The organism is Mucilaginibacter ximonensis (genome assembly GCF_042686265.1).
In the GTDB taxonomy this organism is placed as follows: Bacteria; Bacteroidota; Bacteroidia; order Sphingobacteriales; family Sphingobacteriaceae; genus Mucilaginibacter; species Mucilaginibacter ximonensis.
In genome coordinates, this window is sequence record NZ_JBHUPD010000002.1 from 19,936 (window position 1) to 39,302 (window position 19,367).

A 19,367-nucleotide genomic window follows, 5' to 3' on the forward strand; every position below is an offset into this window, starting at 1 on the left:
ATTGTTATTAAGTCAACCACGTCATGCCGAACTTGTTTCGGCATCCCACATGCTAAGTAAAAAGCGGCTAGCCTTTCTGATGGGATGCTGAAACAAGTTCAGCATGACGGTTGTAATTTAAATCACCCGTGAGGCTGCCACCGCACAATTAATCCCATCAATAGCTGCCGAAATAATTCCACCGGCATAACCGGCTCCTTCGCCGCATGGAAACAAACCCTGTATCTGGGGGTGCTGCATAGTCTCTTTATCTCTCGGTATTTTTACGGGCGATGATGTGCGCGACTCTACCCCTACCAAAATGGCCTCATTAGTAAAATAGCCTTTCATTTTTTTACCAAAAACAGGCAGGGCATTGCGTAAGCGGTCATTGATCCAGTCGGGCAACACTTCTTTTAACTCAACGCTTTTAGTACCGGGCAGGTAAGAGTTTTGCGGCAGATCGGCAGATAGTTTTCCATTCACAAAATCAACCATACGCTGAGCCGGTGCCACCAGTTTGCCGCCGCCTGCATGATAGGCCACCTGCTCAATGCTATGCTGAAAATTCAGCATCTTGAACGGGTCGGCATTGTCGCCTTTTACGTCTTCAAGATTGATTTGCACAACCGTGCCCGAGTTGGCAAAGGGGTTGTTGCGTTTGGACGGACTCCAGCCGTTCACTACAATTTCTTCATGTTCGGTAGCGCAAGGGGCTATGATACCGCCAGGGCACATGCAAAAAGAGAACACGCCGCGGCCATCTACCTGCTCCACCAGGTTATAGTAAGACGGCGGCAGGTCAGGTCCGCGATGCTCGCAGTGGTATTGTGCCCGGTCAATAATTTCCTGCGGATGTTCAATGCGTACGCCCAAAGCAAAAGGCTTGGCCTCAATCAAAATATTCTGCCGGTGCAGTATTTCAAAAACATCACGCGCCGAGTGGCCGGTTGCCAGAATCACGGCATTGGCCCTTATGGTATCTCCAGATGCTAAGCGCACCCCTTGTATCTTGCCAAAATCGGCCAGTAAGCCCGTTACTTTGGCATCGAATAATACCTCGCCGCCGGCATTCAATATCGTCTCGCGGATAGCGGTGATGATCTGCGGCAATTTATTAGTACCTATGTGCGGGCGGGCATCAACCAATATATCTTCAGATGCGCCGTGTGCCACAAAAGTTTTAAGCACGGCGTTCACGTCGCCGCGTTTGGTTGAGCGGGTATACAGCTTACCATCTGAGTAAGTGCCGGCGCCACCCTCGCCAAAGCAATAGTTACTTTCAGGGTTAACCATCCCCTGTTTGTTAATGTTGGCCAGATCGCGCCGGCGCTCTTTTACCGGTTTACCACGCTCCAGCACAATCGGCTTTAACCCTATTTCTATACATTGCAAAGCTGCAAACAATCCCGCCGGGCCGGCACCGACAATAATTACCGGTTTAGCCTCTTTAACATTGGGGTATTGCTGCGTATAAATTTCAGGCTGATAAATCTCATCTACATACACCTTAACCTGCATGCGGTAAAGCACACGCCGTCCGCGCGCATCTATTGAGCGTTTATAAACGTGTACTGCATTAATTTTTTGCGGGGAAATATGCAGGGCCAATGCTGAAAGCTTTTTCAAAACTTCCCGATCATCCTGTTGCCCGGGCGGGCAAACTATTTCAATTTCTTTGATCATGATATAACGCCCGGTTTTTATCCGGGATGAGCTGCAAAGATAATAACACTTGTTTAAGAAAGCCTAATACCTTTTTACCGGTTTATTTCTTAACCTTATCAATTTATAACAGTTCCAAATAACATTGTGACATTACTGTATTACAGTTTATTTGTTATAATTCGTAAATTCGCCGCACACCTTATTTTAAGGAAAAACGAGACGTCTGCCACAACTAAAGTGGTCACATTTTACACTTAAATAAATAATTACCCATGGCTTTTGATATAGACATGATAAAAAAGGTTTACGACCGTTACGCTGCACGTATTACTGCTGCACGTACCGCTACAGGTAAGCCCTTAACATTAACCGAAAAGATATTATATGCCCACCTGAGCGAAGGTGAAGCCAAACAAGCTTACGTGCGTGGTGTAGACTATGTTGATTTTGCACCAGATCGCGTGGCGATGCAGGATGCAACTGCGCAAATGGCGCTGTTACAGTTTATGCAGGCAGGCCGACCAAAAGTGGCCGTACCTTCAACCGTACATTGCGACCACCTGATACAGGCGAAAGTTGGCGCCGAAGCCGATTTAAGTACTGCTAAAGATGTAAACAAAGAGGTGTATGATTTCCTGGCTTCAGTTAGTGATAAATATGGTATTGGTTTCTGGAAACCGGGTGCGGGTATTATTCACCAGGTGGTTTTAGAAAACTATGCTTTCCCGGGTGGTATGATGATTGGTACCGATAGCCACACGCCAAATGCCGGTGGTTTAGGTATGATTGCCATAGGCGTTGGTGGCGCCGATGCCTGCGACGTAATGGCAGGCCTGCCCTGGGAACTAAAATTCCCCAAACTGATAGGTGTGAAACTGACAGGTAAACTGTCTGGCTGGGCATCTGCAAAAGACGTTATCTTGAAAGTAGCAGGTATCCTGACTGTAAAAGGTGGTACCGGAGCTATTGTTGAATATTTTGGCGAAGGCGCTCAATCGCTTAGCGCTACCGGTAAAGGTACTATTTGTAACATGGGTGCCGAGATTGGCGCAACCACTTCGGTTTTTGGTTACGACGAAAAGAGCGAAATCTACCTGCGTGGCACCAAACGTGGCGATATTGCTGACGCTGCCAACGCCATCAAAGAACACTTAACTGGCGACGCCGAGGTTTACGCTAACCCTGAGCAATACTTTGATCAGGTTATCGAAATCAACCTGAGCGAGCTGGAACCACATATTAACGGTCCGTTTACGCCTGATTTGGCCTGGCCTTTATCAAAATTTGCTACCGCCGTTAAAGAGAACGGCTGGCCAGAGAAACTGGAAGTTGGTTTAATTGGTTCATGTACCAACTCATCATACGAGGATATTACCCGCTCGGCATCAGTAGCTAAACAAGCTATCGACAAAGGTTTGAAAACCAAAGCCGAGTTTACCATTACTCCAGGTAGTGAGCAAGTGCGTTACACAGTTGATCGTGATGGTTACTTAGATACTTTCGACCAGATGGGTGGCGTAGTATTGGCTAATGCTTGCGGTCCGTGCATTGGCCAGTGGGCGCGTCATACTGACGATCCTACCCGTCGTAACTCCATAATTACCTCATTTAACCGTAACTTTGCCAAACGCCAGGACGGTAACCCGAATACGCACGCTTTTGTTGCATCGCCAGAGATTGTTACGGCGTTTGCTATTGCCGGCGATTTAACCTTTAACCCAATCACCGACACATTAACTAATGAAGCCGGCGAGCAAGTGAAACTCGACGAGCCACAAGGCTTGGAAATGCCGATAAAAGGTTACGCGGTTGAAGATGCTGGCTACCAGGCTCCGGCTGAAGATGGCAGCAGCGTTGTTGTTAAGGTTGACCCTAACTCATCGCGCCTGCAATTGTTGGATCCGTTTAAACCTTGGGAAGGTACAGACCTTACCGGTTTGCGTTTACTGATCAAAGCTAAAGGTAAATGTACTACCGACCATATCTCAATGGCTGGCCCATGGTTGAAATTCCGTGGTCACCTGGATAACATTAGTAATAACATGCTGATTGGCGCTATCAACTATTTCAATGGTTTGGCCGATACGGTTAAGAACGAACTGACCGGCGAATACGGCCCGGTACCTGCCACACAGCGCGATTACAAAGCGCATGGCATTGGGTCAATTGTTGTAGGTGACGAAAACTACGGCGAAGGTTCATCGCGCGAGCACGCTGCGATGGAGCCGCGCCACTTAGGTGTTCGCGCTATACTGGTGAAATCATTCGCCCGTATTCACGAAACCAACCTGAAAAAACAAGGTATGCTGGGCATCACTTTTGCCGACAGCGCCGACTACGATAAAATTCAGGAAGATGATAAAATCGATATCCTGGGCTTAACCGAGTTTGCCCCGGGCAAACAACTGACTGTAGTATTACATCACCATGATGGCACTACAGACCAGTTCCAGGTTAACCATACTTACAACACGCAGCAAATTGAATGGTTCAAAGCCGGTGGTGCATTGAATATCATTCGTAAGCAAATGGCGTAATAAGTCAAAAGCAAAAATTAAAAATTAAAAAGGCCTTTCCGTGTGGAGAGGCCTTTTTTTGTTGGATAATAATTTACTCTCCTTGTCATTCTGAGCATAGCGAAGAATCTTATGCGCTTTGCTTATCGCTTAAATAAGATTCTTCGCTATGCTCAGAATGACAAAAGAGTTATTTTTTCCGTACCCTCTTCAATGTCAACAAATTCTGCGCATTTACGCTATAGCCGCTGATGTTATTCTGATAAAGGTTTATACGCTTATCGTAATATAATACAACTACAGGTGCGTTATCCATAATAATCTGGTCCATTTGCCGGTAAAGGCCATAGCGGTCATTATCGCTTTTTACATCGTAGGCCTGCTCAAAAAGCTCATCAAATTTAGTATTGCTAAAGCCGGTATAATTGGGCCCGAAAGGTATCTTGTTTTTCGAGTAGAACAGCGACAGGTAATTTTCAGCATCCGGGTAATCAGCAATCCATGAACCATAAAAAAAGTTGATACTGTTTTTAGCCACCATTTCACGCAGACTGGCACCCTGGGTTACTTCAATTTTAGTTTTGATGCCGGCCTGCTCCAGTTCGCCCTGAATGTATTCAATCAGATTATGATAGGCTACAGTTGTAGTAAGCGTGATAACAGGCAGATTTTTCCCTTCGGGGTAACCAGCCTCGGCCAATAGTTGCTGCACCCGGGCGGGGTTATAACTATACCCCGCTACCTTATCGCTAAAACCCGGCATGCCCTTGGGGATGAAACCATTGGCGCCTGGCGTCCCCAGGCTGTTGCGCAGGTACTTAACCAGCTTTTGTTTATCAATTGCATAATTAATAGCCTGGCGTATTTTCAATATACGCAATGGCGAATGTTTAACAATAGGCAGCGTAGTGTCCACCAGCATCCCCAAGTATAAGGTATTTAAATACGGGCCGGTACTGAGTACAAACCGGCCTTTATATTTGCTGGTAATCCGGCCCGATTTGGTCAGAATGTCGTCGCGATAGCTACCATCTATATCGTTAAAAAAATCCAGATTCTTTTTGATGAACTCCATAAAGGCAGTTTGCTTATCATCAATAAAGGTAGCGCGAATAGCGTCCAGGTACGGAAGTTGCCGCCCCTTATGATCCTTTTCCCAATATTTAGGATTTTTAAGCAGTACCAATATTTCGCCCTCCTTCCAATATTTAAACCTGAACGGCCCGGTACCTACCGGATGGCTGCGAAAATCTTTCCCATAAAAATCAACCACCTCATGCGGCACTACCGAGCAATACTGAGCCGTGAGCATAGTGATAAATGGAGCGAAGGGCTGCTTCAGCGTAATCCGGAAGGTACTGTCATTCAAGGCTTGGAACGCGTCTTTACCGCTAATCTTATCACTGAATATCCACGACCCTGACGAGGCCACTTTAGGGTCTATTAAACGACTAAAGCTATAAACAAAGTCGCCGGCAACAACGGCGCGACCTGCGCCGTCTTTAAAATGCGGATCGTCCTGGAAAGTAACATCATTACGCAGATGGAAGGTATAAACTTTACCATCGGCAGATATATCCCAACTTTTGGCAATGCAGGGCGATGTTTTCAAGCTATCGTCAATCTGCACCAGCCCATTATAGATCTGGTTATCCATCCAGATGGTATTGTGGTTACGGCAAAAGGCAGGGTCGAGCGAGGTAAGGCCCTCGTCCAGATTTAAATTAAAAATGGTTTGATGCTGATTTTTATCTGATGAACCGCATGACGTTAATATCGCGCATAGCCATAAAATACCAACACCGTATAGCAGTTTGTTCATCATGGCTAAAATACTCAATTAAGCTATGATTAAACATTACAACAGGTCATTTGACAGTTTAATGTTTTAATTTTTAACGATAGTTATCAATAACCAGCCTATAATTAAATTATTGCGCTGCTTATGGAAAGTTTATTAAATTAACATCCTAAATAGAAAACCTAAATTATAATAACTATTAAACCTTATATGAAACGCTTATCACCTATAGTAGTAATAACTGCTGAACTGATCTGCAATTGTGTGCAGGCTTACGGCCAGGCAAACCACAGACGAAATGTCCATTTTAATTTTATCGAGAAAGACAGCATCAAACTTGCCTATAATGAAGATTTTGATTTAATCGAGGACAGTTGCAGTCAGGCCACCCGTTATGCGCATTATAACATGCAAATGCGCAAGTTTACCGGCCCGGTTAAAGATGTGAGTCGCCTCGACCCAAAAATCATATTAACCGAGGGTACTTACAGCGCCAGCGGAACAAAAGAGGGCCCCTTTATTACACACTATGTAAACGGACAGGTGCAAGCTAAAGGTAACTTTGCAAACAACAATTTTGATGGCCATTGGGACCTTTATTATGACGATGGTAAACCCAGACTTTCTTTTGATGCTAAGGATAACGGCAAAGACATCACCATAACCGATGCCTGGGATGCTACCGGGAAAAAGCTGGTTGAAAACGGCAAGGGAAAGTACAGTACAACAACAAGCGGATTAACCTGGGAAGGCCATTTACTGGCCGGCAAGCCTGAAGGGTCGTGGGACATATACCGTACCGATGACGTCACTAAAAACCCCATTGAAACAGAAAAATATAAAGGTGGCATTTTTCAGCGCGGCAAATCACCTATTGGTGAATATACAGATGCACCACGCATGGTGCTGGTAAGCCCGGCCATGCTGCCGTTTGTAAGAGCCGAGGCTTTGAAGATATCGGCCCGCGGCTGCGATGACGGCCCGGCCAAACACATTGTTTATGTACAGTATAAAGAGGGTATGGACAATTATAGCCAGGCATTGATCAATATCGTGTCGTCAGTATTCAGGAGGATTGATTTAAAACATTTTAGCAACGGTTTTGATATTGAGGGCGAGGTAAATGACCTGGGGTTCCTGACCAATCTGAGCAGTGTGAACTCCTTCAATCAGGACGTCTCCAACGCATTAATTTACGGACTTAAGCAGACGCCAGCTCTGGAAGCCGCTTCAATAAATGGGCATAAGGTTAATGAAAAAGTAAAGTTTACCTTCAGTTTTAGCGAAGGGCTTTATCGCTTTAATTACCGGTTTGGCGAGGTAGTCGACAGATCGGCAGAGGTAGCCAAAAAATAAAAAAAAGAAAAACCGGTGCGCATCTGTACCGGCTTTTCTTTTTGTTTATTTAGCAATCGGGAAAGCCAATGTGGGCTATATATGACTCAATTTATTTTAAATATAATATCGCCTTGTCATCCTGAGCGATAGCGAAGGATCTTATAAAAATGACAGGAAGGGCGTATAAGATTCTTCGCTATCGCTCAGAATGACAGTTTTTTAATTATGTATAGCTTATAACGGGCTAAATCACGTTTATAATTTAAACGAGTTCAGTCCCGCGTTTAAAGGTATTTGCTTACCCCTCCAGACAAATACACCCGAAGTCCCTTTCGGCAAATTCAAACTCACGTCCCAAACCTTACCTTTAAATTGATAGCTAACCCCGATTTTTCCATCAGGATGCGGTATCTCGCCGCTGGCGCTTTTAAGTTCACCCAGGTGCGGTTCTATCCTAACTTTTTTAAAGCCCGGCGCGTAGCTGTCAATTCCTAATACAATGCGGAAAAATTCAATGTTAGGGCTTGAGCCCCAGGCATGGCAGTCGCTGCGGCTGGCGGGTACATTGCTCATTTCGGCCCAGGTAGTGAGGCCAAGCTTAATGTCCTCGCGCCAAATGTCGAGCCATTTCAGGTAGTCGTTCCCTAACCCGGCTTGGGTAAGCGCTTGGTGCAGGTAGTATTTAAAATAGATAGTGCATTGAGTCAAACCGGCATCGCTTAACAATTTGCGGGCGATGGCCGGCGCGACAGCCTTGCCTGCCACACCCGTGAGTATAGCCAACGAGTTAGCATGCTGCGAAAACTGCTTTTTATCCTCATTATCTGCATATAAACCTTTGCCGGCGTCCCAATATTTGGCCTGAATGGTATGTTTTAATTGCGCGGCCTTTGCAGCATACTGAGTCGCAAAAGCCTGCATGCCCAATTTGGCTTCCATCTCGGCAGCTTGTTGATAAGCCATCAGCAATTGCAGGTCTAAAATAGACGACCCGCCCTTGTTACCCAGCGGCGCCGAGCCGCCGCCCCAATTGTTGCACCAGTCGACAAAAATCCAATAAGGAACTTTTTTCAGTGAACCATCTGCTTGCTGATATCTGCTGAAAAAATCAAGTACGCCGCGCTCGCCCTGCAATTTCCGCTTTATAAAATCAGCATCCGGACGATACATCCAATAATCATGCAGCACGCCAATGTACCATAACGAAAACGTGGTAATGATTTGCGGCGAAAAAGAGGGATGCCTGCTTAGGGTAATCCCCTCGCCCAGCCGCGAGTGGTCCATCAGGTTAATGGCATTACGCATCAGGCGGTCATCGCCGCTATTATAATAGCTCACCATGGCTTGTATGCGGGTATCGCCTATGTATTGCAGTTGCTCATAATAAGGGCAGTCCATGTAGGTTTCAATAGCATCCATCCGGGCTGTGCGCCAGCCAATGTCCAGCATCTGCTGCATTTCAGGGTTATCCGTTTTAAGTTTGGCATTCAGTTGAAACGGGTAGCCGGTCGAGGTGCCATAAATATCATCGATTACTAAAGGCTCATCAGCAGTATGTACAATAAGTTTGATGTAACGAAATGTACGCCAGTACATGGTGGTGAAGCTTTGGCCGTTGGTACCATCAGCCATCAAGCTGTCTTTGCGGCCGCCAAGCTCTTTGCCTTCTACTGCATTCCGGTCGCCTTTGCGGTTACCAAACTTTTTCAGGTTATCAAACATCGACTCGTTATATGTTAACGATACACCCGCGTTTTTGCCTTTACTGAAATTTAAAGTGAGGTAAGCATTAGTGAGATAAGTTTGATCCAAAATGAAAGTAGCAGTGGTGTTTGCCGGTACAATCAAAGGCGTTTTAGTGGCCGGGAAGCCGGCTGGTACATCTGCTCCAACGGCTTTGCGCACACTTGGTATACGTTGATAGGTGCGTTCCATCTGTGGAATTTGTGATTGTACCAGCATCCACCCAAAAGCGTCTGACATACCTTTAGGCTTACCTGCATCAATAATTGCGGCCTGATCCCACTGGCTGTCATCCAAATCTTTAGTAACAGCTTTTTTTACCGCCTTGCTTTCATCAATTAATTCGCCGGGGCCAGCAACATAATAAGCCCCGTATCCCAGGTTAACCGGCAGCGGCCTGTAACCCTTATCCCTGATAACTTTCCAGGAAGTATTGGTGTTGACGATATCTTCGGCGGCAGTAGCGCCCTTCATGATAAATCCGGTACGCAGACTGATCTGCGCCTCAGGGCGATACTCGGCTTCGTTCCACACCTGAGCTGTAAGGATGTTTTTTCCGGCTGTAAGATAAGGTGCCAGGTCAACACGTTCGTAATTCCAGAAATAGGTGTCGCCACGCGCTGGCCCGCACGACACCAGCGTGCCGTTCACATACAATTTGTAACGATTGTCAGCCGATACATTTACAAAAAAGGCTGATGGTCTGGCAGAAAGGTCTATCTGCTTTCTAAAATAAAAAACACCATAATCCCGCCCGGTTTCGCCACGCGCGCTGATCCAGTAAGCATTCCATGGCCCTGTGGCCATAGCCATATCCGGCGTTTGAGCCAATGCGGGCCGCAGGCATAGCAGCGCCAGAAAAAAAGCAGTAATAATTGGTTTCATTCAGGTATATACAAGTGGTGTTTAAATATAAGTATTATAAAATTTCTGGCATCCTGTACTGTCTTGTGATGTCGGTAGCATTATATATTTATCGGTAGCATTATATATTTAACTGAGGCATACTAAAAATAGTGACATAAATGATCCCCGTTTAGAAATCGCTCGCATTTTCATGCATCTAAATAAACAGAACATTAATTTATAATTAATAAAAAAATCTATTGGCTGTTTTTATTTGCCACTATTACAATAAAAGCAATTATTAATCAATAAGTTATAAAATTATTTCGTTTAAAATTTGCATTGTGCCTTATAGTTATTATTATTGCCAATATATTTATATACACTAAACTTTATCGCAAAATGAAAGCAAAACTATCCTTAGTTGTGCTGGGGCTATTCTGTATTGGAATAGTAAGCTCCTGCAAAAAACCATCAAACATTTCCGGAACACAACGCGGTGACAAGCAAAACCGTCATGGCTACGGTGCATTGTTAGACAGCGTGGCATTTTCTAAAGTACCACGCATTAATCTCGACGAGGTTAAAGCAAACCTTATTTCAATGGGTTTGCTGAGTAAACAAAGACTTGACGGTACACCACCGGTTAGTATGATTCTGAATTATCCTTCTCCTGGAGATCAGGGAGCGGACGGAACCTGCGCGTCTTGGTCGGCAGGATATTCATTAATGGGAACTTTAAATAATGAATATCCTACATCAGGTGTGTCAAACCCGCGAAGTCCGTTTTATATCTATCAAAAAGACCACTCCGCAAGCGGCAATTGCAGCACCACAGATGGCATGTACCTAACCAGTGCAATGAATATTCTGCAAAACAACGGCGTACCAGATTATTCTGTGGACAGCTCTCTGGGCAGTGTATGTACAGTACCTTCACCCTCTGTTAACTCGAGTGCTGCAGCCAATCCTGTTTTCAGATATGGTGCGGTTACTTCTGTAGCACAAGTAAAACAAGCCATTAGTTTGCACCTGCCTGTCGAGATTGGCTTTAGAGTAAGCACCAGCTTTGAAAATGCATGGGCCTATGGCACTACATTTAGCAGCGTAAGTGGCGTTCAATCAACTGGTCATGCTATGGCGATCATTGGTTATGATGATACCAAAAACGCAGTGCTGGTGGAAAATTCATGGGGTATTTATGGCGGTGATGCCACTTACGCCGGATGTATGTGGTTTGACTACAGCATATTGACTAATAGCTCGTTAGGTATTGAAATGTATGTAGCGACGCCGCTAAGCTCTTCCAAACAACCTGTTTTTGAGTTTTACAGCACAACCCTTTATAAACACACCAACAGTTTAAATATTTCCATTCCGGCGCAATTCCCTAGCGGACATTGGGTTTACAATGGTCAACCTTTTTCTGCCTATGCGGTTAACGTAGCAGGCACAATACCAATCTATCAGTTTACATCGACCACAACTGATGACCATGTTTTAACAACAAATAGTAATCCGTCTTGGGCTGGCTCTATTTACCAAAATAACGGAGCCGTATTTTATGGCTACGCCAATAACACAACTACGCCCGGAACTATCCCTATCTATGAATATTATTACAACAACGATCATTATTATTCAACCAGTTCCACTGCACCATCAGGTGGCTGGGTTTATCTTTCTCAACCCTTCCGCATGTTACCTAATTAAGTTGCGAAATCATTAAAAGTAAAGGCCTTAGCGAAAACGCTAAGGCCTTTACTTATTTATCAAGTATTTCCTTAAACCCAGATAACAGCGTCCTATTTAGATTTTAATAATTTATAACGCATAACGATACTATTACAACTATTGGCTGAGATCTATTCATTTTGTTCAATATACATTCAGGAAAACTTATGATATGATTTATTCGTAAAAATATTAATATGCAATTGATGTTTATTAGTATTGCTAATAACTGGATTAACCCCACCCCGTATGCTGACAATTGATAAGCTTGACGAAATATTTCAAGACTTTCCGGTGCCCGCATTGATTCTGGCTGCAAATAAGGATTTCAAAATACTGCAGGCTAATCAAGCATATATCGGTACGCTGGCTATGCCTCCTGAAGAGCTTTACGGGCGACCCCTATTTGAGGTCTTTCCAGACCAACATCCGGAAGACCCTGAGTCGCCGATCAAAAAAACGATACAATGCATTCAAAAGGCTATACAGCTCAAAACACCGCAAACCCCCGGAACCATACCTTATCGTATACCCGACGAAAACGGAGGCTATAATCTTAGGTTTTGGATGCTGGATTATATCCCGGTAGAGGATGACAGGGGTAATGTGGCCTATATATTTCAACTTACGCATGAAATAGTTGAGCACCAGTTAACAGACAAATTACAGTCGGCCACTACAGGCATACCTTATGAAAGAATGTTTGATACTGCTCAGAACGCCTTTTTCCTGTCTGGCAGAAACGGTGAAGTACTGGCGGTAAACCGGAAAGCCTGCACCATGTTCGGCTACTCAGAAGAGGAACTAAAGCGGCTAAGAAGGCAAGACTTGCTGGTACCCGACCCTAACATAGAACCGCTGCTTGCGCAACGCGAACGTGAAGGCAGGACCAGTGGCGAAGCAGTTGCCATCACCAAAAATGGCGAACAGTTTCCCTGCGAATTCTCCTCGGTACGTTTTATCACAATAACCGGCGAACAGCAATATTGCACCGAAATTACCGACACCCGTAAATGGAAAAACGCTGAAGAAAAAGTGCGACAGTCTGAAGAAAATCTGCGCGCCATTTTTGACAACACGGTAGAGGGATTTGTACTTGTAGATAACACACTTAAAATAATTGCATTTAACGATAAGGCCGGTGAAGTTATCCTTCAATATGTGGGCAAAAAGGAGGTTACCGTCGGCTCATCGCTGCTTGAATATCTTGCACCTGAACGGCAGGTTGCCTTTCAAGGCATTGCCGCACGCGTGATTAAGGGCGAGCGAATAGAATATGAAAGACCCTACCCCCTGCCCCACGGCAAAATCCGCTGGTTTATCTTTGCTGTGAACCCGGTATATGAAAACGACAGCGTCATTGGGCTATGCATTTCGGGAAGAGACATAACGATGCAAAAACTGGCTGAAGAAGAGGTTCTTCGCCGCGAAAAATTATTTAGGCGGATGGTTGAAAACAGTGCCGATGCGATCTTAATAATGACGGCCGAAGGCAAGGTTACCTACGTCTCGCCGGCCGGCGAACAGATAACCGGCTACACTGCCGGAGAAACCATGCAGATGAATGCGTTTGACACCATTCATCCCGATGACCGCGCAAAATCGACCGAAACGATGTCGCAGGTATTTGCCAATCCGGGCTTACCCATAAACGCCGCTCCGCTACGTTTGCAGCATAAAAATGGCTCGTGGCGCTGGATTGAAGCCACCCTTACCAACTTTTTGCATGACCCGGAGATTAACGGTATTATTGAAAATTTCAGGGATGTAACTAAACGTATCGAGTCTGAACAAAAAATTTTGCTTGCCAAGCATGAGGCAGAACAATCTGAAGAAAAATATCGTAAGATATTTAACCTCAGCCCCCTGCCTATATGGATATACAGCCTTGACAACCTGCGTATACTGGAGGTAAACGATGCTGCTATAAAACATTACGGCTATTCGCGCGAGGAATTTTTGTCTATGACTATCATGGATATAAGGCCGCCGGAAGATGCTGCACCACTGAAGGAACTACTAAATAATATACAGAAAGACCGCCAAACGCCCCCAAACCACTGGCGGCATATCAAAAAAAACGGCGAAGTCATTATTGTTGAAATTACCGGCCACTCTATTGACTTTTATGGCCCCAACGCCCGCATTATCATTTGTCGTGACGTCACTGAAACCATACGTACCGGGGCCGAACTGCTGCGTAGCAACGAACGCTTCAGACAGGCAGCCCGCGCAGCCTCTGATGCAATATGGGATTGGGAGACAGCCACAGATACCGTGTTTTTAGGCGAAGGTTTCAGCACTTTATTTGGCTATGAAGAGGCTGGAAAAACCGTATCCCGTAACTGGGTAACAGACAAAATACACCCCGACGATCGATTAAAAGTATCTACCCGCATACAAGAAGTAATTAAGGGCACCCGACGGGCTCGCTGGCAAGACGAATACAGATTTCAAAAAGCAGATGGCAGCTACGCTATGGTCTGCAACAGCGTAGTAATCGTCCACGATGAAAATAATAAACCATTGCGTGCTATCGGCGCTATGAAAGATATTACTCATCAAAAAGAAGAAGAGCAACATTTAAGGCAACTCGAGTCGGTTATTACTAATACTACCGACGCCGTACTTATTATAACTGTTGGGCAGCACGCTCCGCATGTTATTTATGCCAACCCGGCGTTTTACAAAAACAACGGCTACACAACTGAAGAAGTTAAAACCCATGGCTTTGCACTGTTTCATGGCCCCAACACAGACATAGCAGAGCTGGCTAAACTTGAAAAGGCCATTAAAAATCATGAGAGCTGCCAGATACAAGCAGTCTTTTATAAAAAAAATGGCGAGCCTTACTGGGCCTCGCTGGCTATATCTCCTGTGGTAGATGATAAAGGCAATGTTAAAAACTACATCGCTATTGAGCGCGACATTACAGAGCGAATGAATTATCTTACCGCTATTGAAGAACAAAACAAACAGTTGCGCGAAATAGCCTGGGTGCAATCGCATATGGTAAGAGCTCCGCTGGCCAGTATATTAGGCCTTACCGACCTGCTGATTAACGAAATAAAGGAGCCAACCAGCAGCGAAGCCCTGGACATGCTCAAAAAATCGGCTAATGATCTGGATAACGTCATCCGGGAGATTGTACAAAAAACCGCCAGCGCCAATAAATAAGAAAACAAGGAAACGCTAATTTAACTTGACAATCTACAATGACCCCCCAATGATTAGGCATATTTAACCGAAGCTTATCAAGAGCCTTTCCCGCCTACATCACGACCTAATGTTTCAAGCCGGTCAATAGCACGTACGGCTGCATCCAGGCTTTTATGCAAAAAAAGGGGATCGATTTCAAGCCCTCGTCTCTGTAATATTTGAAGCGTACCCTTTATAACTGTAAGTGGTGTACGCCAATCATGATTAAACTGATCATTATCTGGAGCAGGCAATTCGGTGGATGCCAACTTCTGTATACCAATCAGATGTGTAATAGTACCGTCAGCTGCGTGTACGGCCGATATATTAAGCTCATTAGCGAACGGCGTACCATCTTTGCGGTAGTTTCGCAAAACAACAGAAACATCCTGGCCATTACGTACCGCCTGGCGCAGGCGCTCTAATTCAGACTGATCACGATCATTACCTTGCAAAAAGCGGCAGTTTTTCCCTAATATCTCTTCGCGGTGGTAGCCGGTTAACTGCTCAAAGGCCTGGTTGCAAAAAATAATAGGATCGTCATGTACAGTATGGTCAGTAATAATAAAACTCATACTTGTTGCGGCTACTGCATTAGCCAGCAAAGTAAGGTCAAAATTAGGGGCGCCGGTTTGCATGGTCAGCTTTTTAAATGTTCAAAATCAGGATATTTACAAAATACTTATATAATTGTTTGATAAAAAACCACACTCTCTTCGGTTTGACAATTAATAAAATTATCATTAACCTCTCTGTAGCCAACCAAATTGATTTCCCTGTTTCATTTTATTTTCGTTCTTTAAATCAATTTATCAAAATTCAACAGACAAAAACTTAGCCAAAATTTGCCGGTCGGTTTCAGATACGTCTAAAACAAATCAATAATAAAACTTTACTAACTTCACTTCATATTAAACAAAAATATGATGAGATCAATAGAGATTATTTCAATACCGGTTACAGACCAGCAGCGCGCCAAACAGTTTTACCTGGACCTGGGTTTCGAGGTGATAGTTGAAGCGCCATTTGAAGGCGGCGCCCAGTGGATACAAATGGGTTTACCCGGCGCTAATGTACCAAGCATTACGCTGGTCACCTGGTTTGATGCTATGACTCCCGGCTGTATTGATGGCCTGGTTATTAAAACAGACGATATTGCCCGCGATGTTGCCGCCTTACGCGCCAAAGGCTACGATGCCGAGGATGCCAAAGAAACCCCATGGGGCTTGTTTGCCGCGGTAAAAGACCCGGATGGGAACAGGATTAGTTTGCACCAGTAAATAAGAAAGGCTATCCTGAATATGGATCGCCTTTTTATTTATTATTTACGCTTGATAGTTTAACTGTCAAACCTTTCAGCCAAAAATTGCCCGGTATAACTGTCTTTTAACTTAATCAAATCCTCCGGCAAACCTTCAAACACCACGTTTCCACCGCGATCGCCACCTTCGGGACCTATATCTATAACCCAGTCGGCACATTTGATCACATCCATGTTGTGCTCAATGACAATAATGGTATTGCCGTGCTCTAACAAGGCATCAAAAGATTTTAAGAGCTTCTTGATATCTGCAAAATGCAAACCGGTGGTTGGCTCGTCAAATACAAACAGCGTTTTATGCGGGTTATTGCCCTTCACCAAAAACGACGCCAGTTTGATACGCTGCGCCTCGCCACCCGACAGGGTATTTGACGATTGCCCCAATTGTACGTAGCCCAAACCCACATCATACAGCGGTTTTATTTTGGCGATGATCTTAGGCTCGGCAGCGAAGAATTCTAAGGCATCCTCAATGGTCATGGCCAGTACATCGGCTACGTTTTTGTCATTATAGGTAACGTCTAAAATATGTTGTTTAAAACGCTTGCCGCCGCAGGTTTCACAGGTCAGGAAGATATCGGCCATAAACTGCATCTCTATCTTTACTTCACCCTCGCCCTGGCAAACGTCGCAACGGCCGCCCTCTACGTTAAATGAGAATGCAGATGGTTTTAGTCCGGCTGCTTTAGCGGCAGGGCGGGCAGCGTACAGGTTACGGATATCGTCCCAGGCCTTAACATAAGTAACCGGGTTGGAGCGCGACGAACGGCCTATAGGGTTTTGGTCAACCAGTTCTACTTGTTCTATCTTATTATAATCACCCTCAATAGCATCATAACTGCCGGTTTGCTCGCCATTGTAATTGCCCAGAGCTTTTTGCAGGGCAGGTGCTAAAATGCGTTTTACCAAACTGGTTTTACCCGAACCAGATACACCAGTAACAGCCGTAAAAACACCCAGCGGAAACTTTACATCCACATGTTTGAGGTTATTCTCGCGGGCACCTTTTATCTCGATAAAGTCGTGCCATTTGCGGCGCTGTTTAGGGATGGCAATTTCTTCCTGGCCGCTCAGGTATTTACCGGTAAGGCTGTTGTCGTCTTTAATGATGGCGTTATAGTCGCCGCTAAAAATGAGTTCGCCACCGTGAGTGCCTGCCGCCGGGCCAATGTCTATGATATGGTCGGCGGCTTTCATTACTTCCTCCTCGTGCTCAACCACCAACACGGTATTACCTACATCGCGCAGCGATTTTAATACACCGATCAGTCGCTGGGTATCGCGCGGATGCAGGCCGATACTCGGCTCGTCCAACACATAAATAGAACCCACCAAACTACTACCCAACGACGTAGCTAAATTAATACGCTGCGACTCGCCTCCAGACAACGTGTTCGAAAGACGATTCAAAGTCAGATAACTTAGGCCCACATCATTCAAAAAGTTTAAACGACTGGTAATTTCGGCCAGCAATCGTTTACCTATTTTGCCGTCGTTTTCGCTTAGCTCCAGGTCACTGAAAAACTCAGAGGCTTTATCCAGCGCCATCAGGACAATATCGGTTATCGATTTGCCATTGATCTTAACATAAGTAGCATCATGACGCAAACGGCTGCCCTTACAATCCGGGCAGGTAGTTTTACCGCGATAACGCGATAACATAACACGGTATTGGATCTTGTAGGTCTGCGCCTCCATCTCCTTAAAAAACTCGTCCAGTCCGCGAAAGTATTGGTTACCCTTCCACAGTAGCTGCTGTTGCTCTTCCGTCAACTGGTTGTATTGGCGATGGATGGGAAAGTCAAACTTTAAAGCATGTTTCACCAGCTGATCGTTCCACTCGCGCATTTTCTCACCGCGCCATGGTGCAATAGCGCCCTCGTAAACAGTTTTGCTTTTATCAGGTATTACCAGGTCCTCGTCAATACCAATCACCTTGCCATAGCCCTCGCAGCGTTTGCAAGCGCCATACGGGTTATTGAAGCTAAAGAAATTTGGCGTAGGTTCTTCAAATTTAATACCATCAAGCTCGAAGCGGTCGCAGAAAAAGCGTTGCTGCTCATAGCCGGTAGACGGATCCGGATAGTAAACATAGCAATCGCCCTTACCTTCAAAAAAGGCGGTTTGGATAGAGTCGCCCAGGCGGCTCAGAGTCTCGTCGGTAGTGTCTTTGGTTACACGGTCGACAACTATCCTGAGGCCATGCTCACCTACCAGCGGGGCATTCGCTATGCTCTCATCTTCCAATAGCGATTCAATACGAGCTATCTTGCCTTCATATTCCACCCTTACGAAACCTTTTTGCATCAATACCGCCAGCTCCTCTTTTAAGCTGCGGTTATTGTGCGGATGCAGCGGGCCCAATATGGTAACCGGCGTATCGTCAGGCAGGGTCATTATAAAGTTAATAACGTCCGTCACTGAATCCTTTTTAACCACATTACCTGATACCGGCGAAATGGTTTTACCAATGCGCGAGAACAACAGCTTCAGGTAATCATAAATCTCGGTTGATGTGCCAACTGTCGACCGGGGGTTTGAGGTAATAACTTTTTGCTCAATAGCAATAGCGGGGGCAATGCCTTTAATGTAATCAACATCGGGCTTATTCATTCTACCCAAAAACTGACGCGCGTAGGCCGACAAGCTTTCTACATAACGTCGCTGGCCCTCGGCATACAGCGTGTCAAAAGCCAGGGACGACTTGCCAGAGCCAGACATACCGGTAACTACCACCAGTTTGTTTTTAGGGATAGCCACATCAATATTTTTGAGGTTATGCACCCGGCTGCCCTTTATAATGATATTTTTTTGCGGATCTTTATCTGCTTCGTTCATTCTTTTTAGTTGATGGTTGATGGTTCGTAGTTTATAGCTAATAGTTGATGAATAGTGATTCATGGCATTTATGTGGATGTGAAAACACACGATCCGACACTATGAACTATGAACCATTCACTATGAACAGCTAACTATAACCCATTAACACATAAGCGTTAAACCTTTTCCTCAAAACCCAGTCTAACAAGCAATAGCCAATAATTGAGCCGATTTTTTCAGAATTGCAAAATTCCTAAAATATTTAGCAGCATCCAAATAATAGCACGATGCAATAAATATTTTGACACAAAAAAATTATTTGCTTTTTAAGATTAAAATTGTTTTATTTGATGTAACAATTTTATTCACCCCTAAAGCAATCTGTATCGATTAGAAGCTATAC

General features: G+C 44.9%; 10 protein-coding genes. 5 read left to right on the forward strand and 5 right to left on the reverse strand.

The window, feature by feature from the left end:
* Positions 1-117: 117 nt before the first annotated feature.
* Entirely contained in the window at positions 118-1,665 is a 1,548-nt protein-coding gene (locus tag ACFS5N_RS07745; RefSeq protein WP_377183944.1) for an NAD(P)/FAD-dependent oxidoreductase, read from the reverse strand.
* 254 nt (positions 1,666-1,919) lie between these two features.
* On the opposite strand from ACFS5N_RS07745, the gene ACFS5N_RS07750 reads away from it, so the two are divergent.
* Complete coding sequence (locus ACFS5N_RS07750) at positions 1,920-4,184, forward strand: aconitate hydratase (RefSeq protein ID WP_377183946.1); 2,265 nt, start codon at positions 1,920-1,922, stop codon at positions 4,182-4,184.
* Between the two features lie 169 nt (positions 4,185-4,353).
* On the opposite strand, the gene ACFS5N_RS07755 is transcribed toward ACFS5N_RS07750, so the two are convergent.
* Positions 4,354-5,988, reverse strand: a complete 1,635-nt coding sequence (locus ACFS5N_RS07755; protein ID WP_377183948.1) for an ABC transporter substrate-binding protein — start codon at positions 5,986-5,988, stop codon at positions 4,354-4,356.
* Between the two features lie 186 nt (positions 5,989-6,174).
* On the opposite strand from ACFS5N_RS07755, the gene ACFS5N_RS07760 reads away from it, so the two are divergent.
* Positions 6,175-7,320 carry a toxin-antitoxin system YwqK family antitoxin gene (locus ACFS5N_RS07760; protein WP_377183950.1) on the forward strand — a complete coding sequence of 382 codons (1,146 nt, stop codon included), beginning with the start codon at positions 6,175-6,177 and terminating at the stop codon, positions 7,318-7,320.
* 237 nt (positions 7,321-7,557) lie between these two features.
* Here the strand turns inward: ACFS5N_RS07760 and ACFS5N_RS07765 are convergent, their stop codons facing one another.
* The gene (locus ACFS5N_RS07765) at positions 7,558-9,930 is read right to left on the reverse strand and encodes an alpha-L-rhamnosidase-related protein (RefSeq protein WP_377183952.1); all 2,373 of its coding nucleotides are present in this window, start codon (positions 9,928-9,930) and stop codon (positions 7,558-7,560) included.
* A 363-nt stretch (positions 9,931-10,293) separates the two neighbouring features.
* Here ACFS5N_RS07765 and ACFS5N_RS07770 point away from each other — a divergent pair, with 363 nt between their 5' ends.
* Both ACFS5N_RS07770 and ACFS5N_RS07775 read left to right on the forward strand, forming a co-directional pair.
* The gene (locus tag ACFS5N_RS07770; RefSeq protein WP_377183954.1) at positions 10,294-11,604 is read left to right on the forward strand and encodes a C1 family peptidase; all 1,311 of its coding nucleotides are present in this window, start codon (positions 10,294-10,296) and stop codon (positions 11,602-11,604) included.
* Positions 11,605-11,874: 270 nt separating this feature from the next.
* Positions 11,875-14,802 carry a PAS domain-containing sensor histidine kinase gene (locus ACFS5N_RS07775; RefSeq protein WP_377183956.1) on the forward strand — a complete coding sequence of 976 codons (2,928 nt, stop codon included), beginning with the start codon at positions 11,875-11,877 and terminating at the stop codon, positions 14,800-14,802.
* A 77-nt stretch (positions 14,803-14,879) separates the two neighbouring features.
* On the opposite strand, the gene ACFS5N_RS07780 is transcribed toward ACFS5N_RS07775, so the two are convergent.
* Positions 14,880-15,461 (reverse strand): PAS domain-containing protein, encoded by a 582-nt coding sequence (locus ACFS5N_RS07780; protein WP_377183958.1) that lies wholly within the window; start codon positions 15,459-15,461, stop codon positions 14,880-14,882.
* A gap of 285 nt (positions 15,462-15,746) precedes the next feature.
* On the opposite strand from ACFS5N_RS07780, the gene ACFS5N_RS07785 reads away from it, so the two are divergent.
* Positions 15,747-16,103, forward strand: a complete 357-nt coding sequence (locus ACFS5N_RS07785) for a VOC family protein (protein ID WP_377183960.1) — start codon at positions 15,747-15,749, stop codon at positions 16,101-16,103.
* Positions 16,104-16,162: 59 nt separating this feature from the next.
* On the opposite strand, the gene uvrA is transcribed toward ACFS5N_RS07785, so the two are convergent.
* Positions 16,163-18,982 (reverse strand): excinuclease ABC subunit UvrA, encoded by a 2,820-nt coding sequence (gene uvrA, locus ACFS5N_RS07790; RefSeq protein ID WP_377186525.1) that lies wholly within the window; start codon positions 18,980-18,982, stop codon positions 16,163-16,165.
* Positions 18,983-19,367 lie beyond the last annotated feature (385 nt).

Excerpts from the sequence above, each read along its gene's own strand:
- uvrA (WP_377186525.1), bottom strand. The coding sequence starts at position 18,982 with ATGAACGAAGCAGATAAAGATCCGCAAAAAAATATCATTATAAAGGGC.
- ACFS5N_RS07750 (WP_377183946.1), top strand. The coding sequence starts at position 1,920 with ATGGCTTTTGATATAGACATGATAAAAAAGGTTTACGACCGTTACGCT.
- ACFS5N_RS07785 (WP_377183960.1), top strand. The coding sequence starts at position 15,747 with ATGATGAGATCAATAGAGATTATTTCAATACCGGTTACAGACCAGCAG.
- ACFS5N_RS07775 (WP_377183956.1), top strand. The coding sequence starts at position 11,875 with ATGCTGACAATTGATAAGCTTGACGAAATATTTCAAGACTTTCCGGTG.
- ACFS5N_RS07765 (WP_377183952.1), bottom strand. The coding sequence starts at position 9,930 with ATGAAACCAATTATTACTGCTTTTTTTCTGGCGCTGCTATGCCTGCGG.
- ACFS5N_RS07760 (WP_377183950.1), top strand. The coding sequence starts at position 6,175 with ATGAAACGCTTATCACCTATAGTAGTAATAACTGCTGAACTGATCTGC.
- ACFS5N_RS07755 (WP_377183948.1), bottom strand. The coding sequence starts at position 5,988 with ATGATGAACAAACTGCTATACGGTGTTGGTATTTTATGGCTATGCGCG.
- ACFS5N_RS07745 (WP_377183944.1), bottom strand. The coding sequence starts at position 1,665 with ATGATCAAAGAAATTGAAATAGTTTGCCCGCCCGGGCAACAGGATGAT.
- ACFS5N_RS07780 (WP_377183958.1), bottom strand. The coding sequence starts at position 15,461 with ATGCAAACCGGCGCCCCTAATTTTGACCTTACTTTGCTGGCTAATGCA.
- ACFS5N_RS07770 (WP_377183954.1), top strand. The coding sequence starts at position 10,294 with ATGAAAGCAAAACTATCCTTAGTTGTGCTGGGGCTATTCTGTATTGGA.